The sequence below is a fragment of the Streptomyces sp. NPDC054841 genome, assembly GCF_053611045.1.
This window is the reverse complement of sequence record NZ_JBSGZO010000435.1, coordinates 1-7,188: the sequence shown is the minus strand read 5'-3', so window position 1 is coordinate 7,188 and position 7,188 is coordinate 1. Positions and strand designations below refer to the sequence as shown.

Genomic DNA, 7,188 nt, shown 5'->3' with positions numbered 1-7,188 from the left:
CCGCCGGAGCATGGGCTCCGGCGGGCCGCTCGGCCGCCGGGCCCCGCTGCGATCGACGAGGCGACGGTTCACGAGGAATCGGCTGACGAGGTGTCGGGCGACGAGGTATCGGTGTCGAGGATGCATGTGTGAGTCAACTCGGTTACCGCGCAGGGACGTTCGCGCATCGGATGTGTGACGGCCCGGTGGTGGAGGTGAATTACGCGAAAACACCTCGCGGTTGACGTTGACACGACAAGTTCTACGCGCGTCATCATGGCGCTATGCGAATCCCCCCACGGTTCACCATGCTCGGCGGCGCTGCCGCCCTCATCTCCGCCCTCGTCGTCGGCGGCCCCGTCGCGGCCCCGGCGACCGCCGCCTCCGCGGTCGGTGAGATCTGCTACTCCGACCTGCCCTCCCAGGCCCACGAGACCCTTGAGCTCATCGAGAACGGCGGCCCGTTCCCGTACTCGCAGGACGGGACGGTCTTCCGGAACCGCGAGAGCGTCCTCCCGGCGCAGTCGACCGGCTACTACCACGAGTACACGGTGAAGACGCCCGGCTCGACCACGCGCGGTGCCCGCCGGATCGTCACGGGGCAGTCGTCGCAGGAGGACTACTACACCGCCGACCACTACCGGTCGTTCGACCTCGTCGACCACGGCTGCTGATCCGCCCGCTGTCCCATCCTGTGCTCTGACCCCTCCATCCCGTGCCGCCGGCCCTTCCCCCTCTGGGCCGGCGGCACGGCTCTTTCTGCCGTCCACTTCGCCGTAACCGCGAGGCCACCCCTCCCTGCGAGGCTCCCTGCTGTTCAGAAGTTGTCTGTACAACATGGAGCTCTGCTCATGTCCACCCTCGCGTCCGCACCGCCGTTCTGGCTGCGCGACAACTGTCCCTGCACCGGCTGCCGGGACCCCCGTAACGGCCAGAAGCTGTTCCAGATCACCGAACTGCCCGCCGGGCTCGCCGTGGGCTCCGTCCGCGACGCACTCACCGCCGACGGCGCGCCCGCACACGAGGTCGTCTGGGCCCCCGACGGACACCGCTCCGTCTATGCCGAGAGCTGGCTCGGCACGCACCTCCCCGGCGCCTGTGCCGTCCCGGGCGACGGCCGCACCGAGGACGACAAGGAGCTGTGGGACGCCGGCGACCTCGAGGGACGGCTCCCCACGGCCGACTGGGCCGCATACACCACCGATCCCGCCGCCAAGTCCGCCGCCCTCCAAAGCGTGCTGCGGCTCGGCTTCGTCCTGCTGCGCGGCGTCCCCGTCCGCGACCGGCAGGTCCTCGACGTCGCGCGGAGCTTCGGATTCGTACGCGAGACGAACTACGGCCCGCTCTTCGAGGTACGCGTCGAGGCCGACCCCAACAACCTCGCCTTCACCGGCGCCCGGATCACCCCGCACACCGACAACCCCTACCGCGACCCGGTCCCGACCCTCCAACTGCTGCACTGCCTCACCAACGCGGCCCAGGGCGGCGACTCCGGCCTCGTCGACGGCTTCCGCGCCGCGGCGCTGCTGCGGGCCGAGGATCCCGGCGCGTACGAGATCCTCACGCGCGTCCCCGTGCCGTTCGCCTTCGCCGACGACCGCACCGAACTGCGCGCGCACCGGCCGCTGATCGGCACCGACCCGCTCGGCCGGATCCGGGAGATCCGCTTCAACAACCGCTCCATCGGCACCCTGCACCAGCCGGCCGAGGTGCTCGACGCCTTCTACGGCGCGTACCGCACCTTCGGCGAGCTGCTGCTCCGCCCCGAGCTGCAGCTCGACTTCAGGCTCACCCCCGGCGACTGCCTGATCTTCGACAACACCCGGCTGCTGCACGCCCGTACGGCCTTCGCCGAATCCGGCGACCGCCACCTCCAGGGCGCCTACGCCGACATCGACGGCCTCGCGTCCACCCTGGCCGTACTCCGCCGCGACCTCAAGGAAGGTGCCGCATGAACACCGAGGTGAGCCCCCTCGACACCCTCGCCGCGCTCTTCGAGGGCGAAGGCAGCGCCGAGTACTTCGGCGAGGCCGTCACCCAGGCCCAGCACATGCTCCAGGCCGGCGTCCTCGCCGAGGCAGCAGGGGCTCCACCGCACCTGGTCGCCGCCGCGCTGCTGCACGACGTCGGCCACTTCCAGGGCGCGGTCACCGGCCGTGACCTGATGGAAAACGGCACCGACAACCGGCACAGCCACACCGGAGCCGACTGGCTCGACCGGTGGTTCGGCCCCGAGGTCACCGAGCCGGTGCGGCTGCACGTCGCCGCCAAGCGCTACCTGTGCGCCGTGGAGCCCGGCTACTTCGACCTGCTCTCCGACGCGTCCGTGCACACCCTGCAGGTCCAGGGCGGTCCGATGACCGAGGCGCAGGTGCGGGCCTTCGAGGCGCACCCGGGTGCCCGCGACGCCGTCGCCGTACGCCGCTGGGACGAGCAGGCGAAGGACCCGGAGATGGAGACGCCGGACTTCGAGTACTTCAGGTCCCTGCTGGAAGGTCTGCTGCGGGCCGAGGCCGGCCGCTGAGCAGACCTGGCGTGACTCCCGGTGCGAGCCTCGATCGCCTTCACCTTCGTCTACTTCAAGGGCGGCCTCTCCGTGCAGAGCTCCAAGGTGCTCGTCGCAGGCCACCCCAAGCCCTACCCCGACTACCACGACAACCTCCACCCCAGCGACCACGCCGCGGTCCTCTCGACCTTCCGCGTCCGCTGACCCGCAAGCGCACGAGTGACGGGATCCCGTCGGGGAAGGAATGACCCGGCGGGATCCCGCCGTTCGCGAGATGGTCGGCGAGGCCGCTCGCGAGGCCGCTCGCGGGGCCGTTCGCGCCGCCGTTCGCGGAACGGTTCGCGACAGGATGAGCGAAGGCTGCAGCAGACAAAGACCCCCGGGCATCGAAACGGCACCCGGGCATCAAAACGGCCCCCGTAGCCGCCGGAAGCGCACGAGGCGCAACCGATGACCACGGGGGCCGCTTTGATGCCCGGGGGTGCCCCGCCTGCTCAGCCGCTGAGCTTGCGTCCCAAGGCGCTCGTCGCCGTCGAGCTCTGCATCGTGAACGCCACCGTCCCCGGCAGATAGCGGTCCTGCGACCACTCCACCGGCGACCCCGTCGGATCCGTCGAATGCCGCCGCTCACGCAGCAGCGACTCGCCCACCCGGCAGCCCAGCAGCTCCGCGTCGTCCTCCTCCGCCGGCACCAGGTCGATCGTGTGCCGGGCGTCCGTGAACAGCACGCCGTGCAGCTCCAGTTGCTCCGAGTACGAGACCGTGTCCAGCGGCATCCCGGCCACCAGCTCCCCGATCCGCTCCGGATACGTCGTCCGCTCCACCATCACCGGTGAACCCGAGAGGGTCCGCAGCCGGCGTACTCGATAGACGAACGCGCCCTCCGCGAGGCGGAGTTTTTCCGCCTCCTCCTCGTTCGCCGGCACCCGGTCGACGGCCACCACACGGCCCCCGGGCTCCTCGCCGAGCGAGCGCGCCCACCGGGTGAACGACCGCAGCTCACCGAAGCTGTGCAGCAGCGGCCCGCCGCCCAGCACGACCCGGCGCGTTCCGCGCCGTGAGGTGATCAGGCCGTCCGTGCGCAGAGCGGCGAGTGCCTGGCGTACCGTCCCTCTGGACACGCCGTAGCGGCGGGCCAGTTCGTCCTCCGCGGGCAGCTTCGCCCCGGACCCGTATTCGCCCGCCGTGATGGCGGTACGCAGATCGGCTGCGACCTTCAGATACAGCGGCGTCCTCCGCCGTCCTTCACTCACGCGCACACCTTGTCATGTTCTTGAGTTGTGATGCCATCGGGACCAGGGAGCTCAGCAACTCGGGGTCCACCTCGGTCAGCGACCCCGCCAGCGTGACCCCTTCGCTCGCGGCGAGCGGCCCGGTGGACGGCACGGCCAGCACCCGGCAGCCCGCGGCGACCGCCGAGGCCACACCCACCGCGCTGTCCTCGACCGCCACGCACTGCCCCGGATCCGCGCCGAGTGCCGCGGCCGCGGCCAGATACGGGTCGGGCTCCGGCTTCGTCCGCGCCGTGTCCTCGGCGCCGAACAGCACATCGAATCGGTGTCCGTCCAGGGTCCCGGCGACCTGCTCCACGACCGCCCGCGGCGAGGCCGACACCAGCGCCGTCGGCACCCGTCGGGCGCGCAGCGCGGCGAGCAGCCGCAGCGCGCCGGGGCGGGGCACGGCGGCCGCCGCGAGCCGGGCGGCGAAGTCCGCGCCCAGTTCCGCGGCGAGTTCCTCCTCCGCCACGCCCAGATAGCCGTGCAGCAGGGCCGCCGTGTCCTCGACCGAGCGGCCGGTCACGGCCGTGCGCCGCCCCGCGTTCAGGATGCGTCCCCGTCGTACCGCCGCCGACTCGACGACGTCGAGCCAGACGCTCTCCGTGTCGACGAGCGTTCCGTCCATGTCGAACAGCACCGCGTGCAGGCCGGTCACCCCTCCCCGCCCCGCGACGCGATGAGCACGGGCCGCTGCTGCGGGAGTACGGTCACCGCCGTGCCAGGGGTCAGCTCGGCCGCCGCGTGCGTGGGCACGTCCGCCTTCACGGGCGTGCCGTCGTCCAGGGTGACGCGTACCCGGGTGGTGGGGCCGTGGAAGGCGGCTCCGGTCACCCGGGCCGTGCCGTCGGCGTCAGCCGTGACATCGAGTGACTCGGGCCGGATCAGCGCATGGACGTCACCGGGCGCGGGTGCGTCGCCCTCCACGGGCAGCCGGACGCCGAGCACCTCCACCAGGCCGCCGTCGGCGGCGCGGCCGGGGATCCGGTTCATGGTGCCGATGAAGGAGGCGACGAAGCCGGTCGCCGGACGGGCGTACAACTCGGTGGGCGCGGCGCACTGTTCGAGCCGTCCCTGGTTCATCACCGCGACCCGGTCGGCCATCGACAGGGCCTCCTCCTGGTCGTGCGTGACGAACACGGTGGTGATGCCCAGCTCCAGCTGGAGCCGGCGGATCTCCTCCCGCAGGGTCACCCGCACCTGTGCGTCGAGCGCCGACAGCGGCTCGTCGAGCAGCAGGAGCCGGGGCCGCAGCGCGAGCGCGCGGGCCAGCGCCACGCGCTGCTGCTGGCCGCCCGACATCTGGTGCGGATAGCGGTCGCCGTGGCCGGGCAGTCCCACGAGTTCCAGCAGCTCGGCGGCCCGGGCCTGCCGCTCGGTACTGCCGACCTTGCGCATCCGCAGCCCGAAGGCCACGTTGTCGGCGGCCGTGAGGTGCGGGAAGAGGCTGTACGACTGGAACACCATCGCCGTGTCACGGCGGTTGGCGGGCACCGGCACGATGTCCTCGCCGTCCAGCAGCACCTGGCCCTGGTCCGGCTGTTCGAAACCGGCCAGCACGCGCAGCGCGGTGGTTTTGCCGCAGCCGGACGGGCCGAGCAGGGCGAGCAGTTCGCCCGGGGCGACCTCCAGGTCGAGGCCGTCGAGCGCGAGCGTGGTACCGAACGTACGGCGCAGTCCGCGCAGTTGCAGAGCGGCGCCGGTACGCACCGGTGTGTCGAGCGGGGTCATCAGGCGGTCTTTCCTTCGGGGGTACGAGAAGTGCGAGATGCACGAGATGCACGAGGCGTACGCGGCCTGCGGCGCCGGTTGCCCAGCGTGGTCAGCGCCAGCAGCAGCACCCAGGTCAGCAGCAGGCTCAGCAGCGACACGGCGACCGAGAGCCGGGCGTCGGAGCCGGACGCCTGCACGATCCAGACCGCGAACGGCTGGAAGCCCAGCAGCGAGGCGACGGTGAACTCGCCCAGCACCAGGGCGAGGGTGAGGAACGAGCCGTTCAGCAGCGCGCCGCGCAGATTGGGCAGCACGGCCGACACCAGCGCGCGCGGCCACGAGGCCCCGCAGTCGCGCGCGGCCTCCACCAGGGTGCGGACGTCGACGGAGCGCAGCCCCGCGTCCAGGGCCCGGTAGACGAACGGCAGTGCCATCACGGCGTACGCGAGGACCAGGACGAAGGGGAAGTCCGGGTTCTGCACGGCCACGAACGTCTGGTAGAGCGGCGTCGTGGACAGCTTCTCCGGGCCCCAGCGCAGTACGGTGCCGAGCCCCGCGGTCAGCGCCACGGGCGGTACCACCAGCGGCAGGGTGCACACGACCTCGAGGACCGGGCGCAGTCGCGGTGCCGAGAGCCTGGCCGCGACGGCCGCGGGCACGGTGACGAGGAGCACCAGCGCGACGGTGGCCGCCGCGAGCCCCAGCGAGAGCAGCAGGCTGCCGGTGAATCCGGGTGCGGCGACGATCCGCGTGTACGAGGACAGAGTCAGCCCCTGCCCGGGGATGTCCAGGGTGAAGACCGCGGAAGCGATCAGCGGCACCAGGAAGTACAGCGCGGCGGCCAGCAGGACGGCCCCGCGCCAGGGTCGGACGGTGTTCAGGCGAGCCATCGGGTGCTCCTTCGCTGCAGGGGCAGATGGACGGCCATCACCAGCGCGGCGACCAGCACCATGTCGAGGCTGAGCGCGAGCGCCACGTTCTCCTGGCCGACGAGGACGTTGCCGGAGAGCGCGTCGGCGATCTGGAGGGTGACGAGCGGCACCGAACTGCCGACCATCGCCGCGGCGGTGGCGTAGGCCGCGAAGGCGCTGCCGAAGAGCAGCACGAACCCGCCGAGGAGGGTGGGCATCAGCACGGGGATGCCGATGTGCCGCCAGTACTGCCAGGTGGAGGCGCCGCAGTCGCGGGCCGCCTCCCGCCACTGCACGCGCAGTCCGTCGAGCGCGGGCGCCACGGTCAGCACCATCAGCGGCACCAGGAAGTACAGATACGTCAGCGCCAGTCCCCAGAAGCCGTAGAGCGACCAGCCGTGGTCGTCGAGTCCGAGCCGGGTGGTGAGGACGCCCGCATTGCCGAGCGTGGCGACGAAGGCGAAGGCCAGCGGCACACCGCCGAAGTTGGCGAGCACACCGGATGCGGTGAGCACGGCCTCGCGCAGCGCCCGGCCGCGGGAGGTGACGACGGCCTGGGCCAGCAGCAGTCCGAAGAGCGTGCCGGCGGCGGCGGTGAGCGCGGACAGCTTGACGCTGCCGAGCAGGGCAGTGCGGTAGGCACCGTCGACCGAGTGGGTCAGATTGTCGGTCCCGTAGCCGGTCGCGACGCCGGTGACCGGGTCGGTGAGGGTGAAGGCGCCGTCGGCCATGGCCAGGGCCGGCAGCCCGAAGGCGACGGCGACGACGAGCAGCAGCGGCACGGCGGACAGCCAGGCCAGGGGCC

Annotated in this window: 9 protein-coding genes; 4 read left to right on the top strand and 5 right to left on the bottom strand. The window is 72.0% G+C overall.

Annotation, left to right across the window (positions count from 1 at the left end; all coding sequences use genetic code 11):
* The first annotated feature begins 263 nt into the window (after window positions 1-263).
* From ACWGI8_RS35770 to ACWGI8_RS35755, 4 genes are all read left to right on the top strand, one after another.
* The gene (locus tag ACWGI8_RS35770; protein ID WP_453667456.1) at window positions 264-653 is read left to right on the top strand and encodes a ribonuclease domain-containing protein; all 390 of its coding nucleotides are present in this window, start codon (window positions 264-266) and stop codon (window positions 651-653) included.
* 177 nt (window positions 654-830) lie between these two features.
* Window positions 831-1,934 carry a 2-trimethylaminoethylphosphonate dioxygenase gene (tmpA, locus tag ACWGI8_RS35765; protein ID WP_453667455.1) on the top strand — a complete coding sequence of 368 codons (1,104 nt, stop codon included), beginning with the start codon at window positions 831-833 and terminating at the stop codon, window positions 1,932-1,934.
* A complete protein-coding gene (locus ACWGI8_RS35760) occupies window positions 1,931-2,503 on the top strand; it encodes a phosphonate degradation HD-domain oxygenase (RefSeq protein WP_453667453.1) in 573 nt (190 codons plus the stop codon). The genes tmpA and ACWGI8_RS35760 overlap by 4 nt, the downstream gene beginning before the upstream one ends.
* A 21-nt stretch (window positions 2,504-2,524) precedes the next feature.
* A complete protein-coding gene (locus tag ACWGI8_RS35755) occupies window positions 2,525-2,689 on the top strand; it encodes a hypothetical protein (protein ID WP_453667451.1) in 165 nt (54 codons plus the stop codon).
* 290 nt (window positions 2,690-2,979) lie between these two features.
* On the opposite strand, the gene ACWGI8_RS35750 is transcribed toward ACWGI8_RS35755, so the two are convergent.
* Genes ACWGI8_RS35750 through ACWGI8_RS35730 form a run of 5 tightly spaced genes read right to left on the bottom strand, consistent with a single transcriptional unit; the run spans window position 2,980 to window position 7,183 of the window.
* Window positions 2,980-3,738, bottom strand: coding sequence for a GntR family transcriptional regulator (locus ACWGI8_RS35750; RefSeq protein ID WP_453667450.1), 759 nt, complete (start codon window positions 3,736-3,738; stop codon window positions 2,980-2,982).
* On the bottom strand, window positions 3,731-4,417 hold the full coding sequence (locus ACWGI8_RS35745; RefSeq protein WP_453667448.1) for an HAD family hydrolase: 687 nt from the start codon (window positions 4,415-4,417) through the stop codon (window positions 3,731-3,733). The genes ACWGI8_RS35750 and ACWGI8_RS35745 overlap by 8 nt, the downstream gene beginning before the upstream one ends.
* Entirely contained in the window at window positions 4,414-5,490 is a 1,077-nt protein-coding gene (locus ACWGI8_RS35740; protein WP_453667446.1) for an ABC transporter ATP-binding protein, read from the bottom strand. The genes ACWGI8_RS35745 and ACWGI8_RS35740 overlap by 4 nt, the downstream gene beginning before the upstream one ends.
* The gene (locus ACWGI8_RS35735) at window positions 5,490-6,362 is read right to left on the bottom strand and encodes an ABC transporter permease (RefSeq protein ID WP_453667444.1); all 873 of its coding nucleotides are present in this window, start codon (window positions 6,360-6,362) and stop codon (window positions 5,490-5,492) included. The genes ACWGI8_RS35740 and ACWGI8_RS35735 overlap by 1 nt, the downstream gene beginning before the upstream one ends.
* Window positions 6,350-7,183, bottom strand: coding sequence for an ABC transporter permease (locus tag ACWGI8_RS35730; protein WP_453667458.1), 834 nt, complete (start codon window positions 7,181-7,183; stop codon window positions 6,350-6,352). The genes ACWGI8_RS35735 and ACWGI8_RS35730 overlap by 13 nt, the downstream gene beginning before the upstream one ends.
* Window positions 7,184-7,188 lie beyond the last annotated feature (5 nt).

What these genes read in the sequence shown, in the direction of transcription:
- ACWGI8_RS35770 (WP_453667456.1), top strand. Translation starts at nt 264, where the DNA reads ATGCGAATCCCCCCACGGTTCACCATGCTCGGCGGCGCTGCCGCCCTC.
- tmpA (WP_453667455.1), top strand. Translation starts at nt 831, where the DNA reads ATGTCCACCCTCGCGTCCGCACCGCCGTTCTGGCTGCGCGACAACTGT.
- ACWGI8_RS35760 (WP_453667453.1), top strand. Translation starts at nt 1,931, where the DNA reads ATGAACACCGAGGTGAGCCCCCTCGACACCCTCGCCGCGCTCTTCGAG.
- ACWGI8_RS35735 (WP_453667444.1), bottom strand. Translation starts at nt 6,362, where the DNA reads ATGGCTCGCCTGAACACCGTCCGACCCTGGCGCGGGGCCGTCCTGCTG.
- ACWGI8_RS35740 (WP_453667446.1), bottom strand. Translation starts at nt 5,490, where the DNA reads ATGACCCCGCTCGACACACCGGTGCGTACCGGCGCCGCTCTGCAACTG.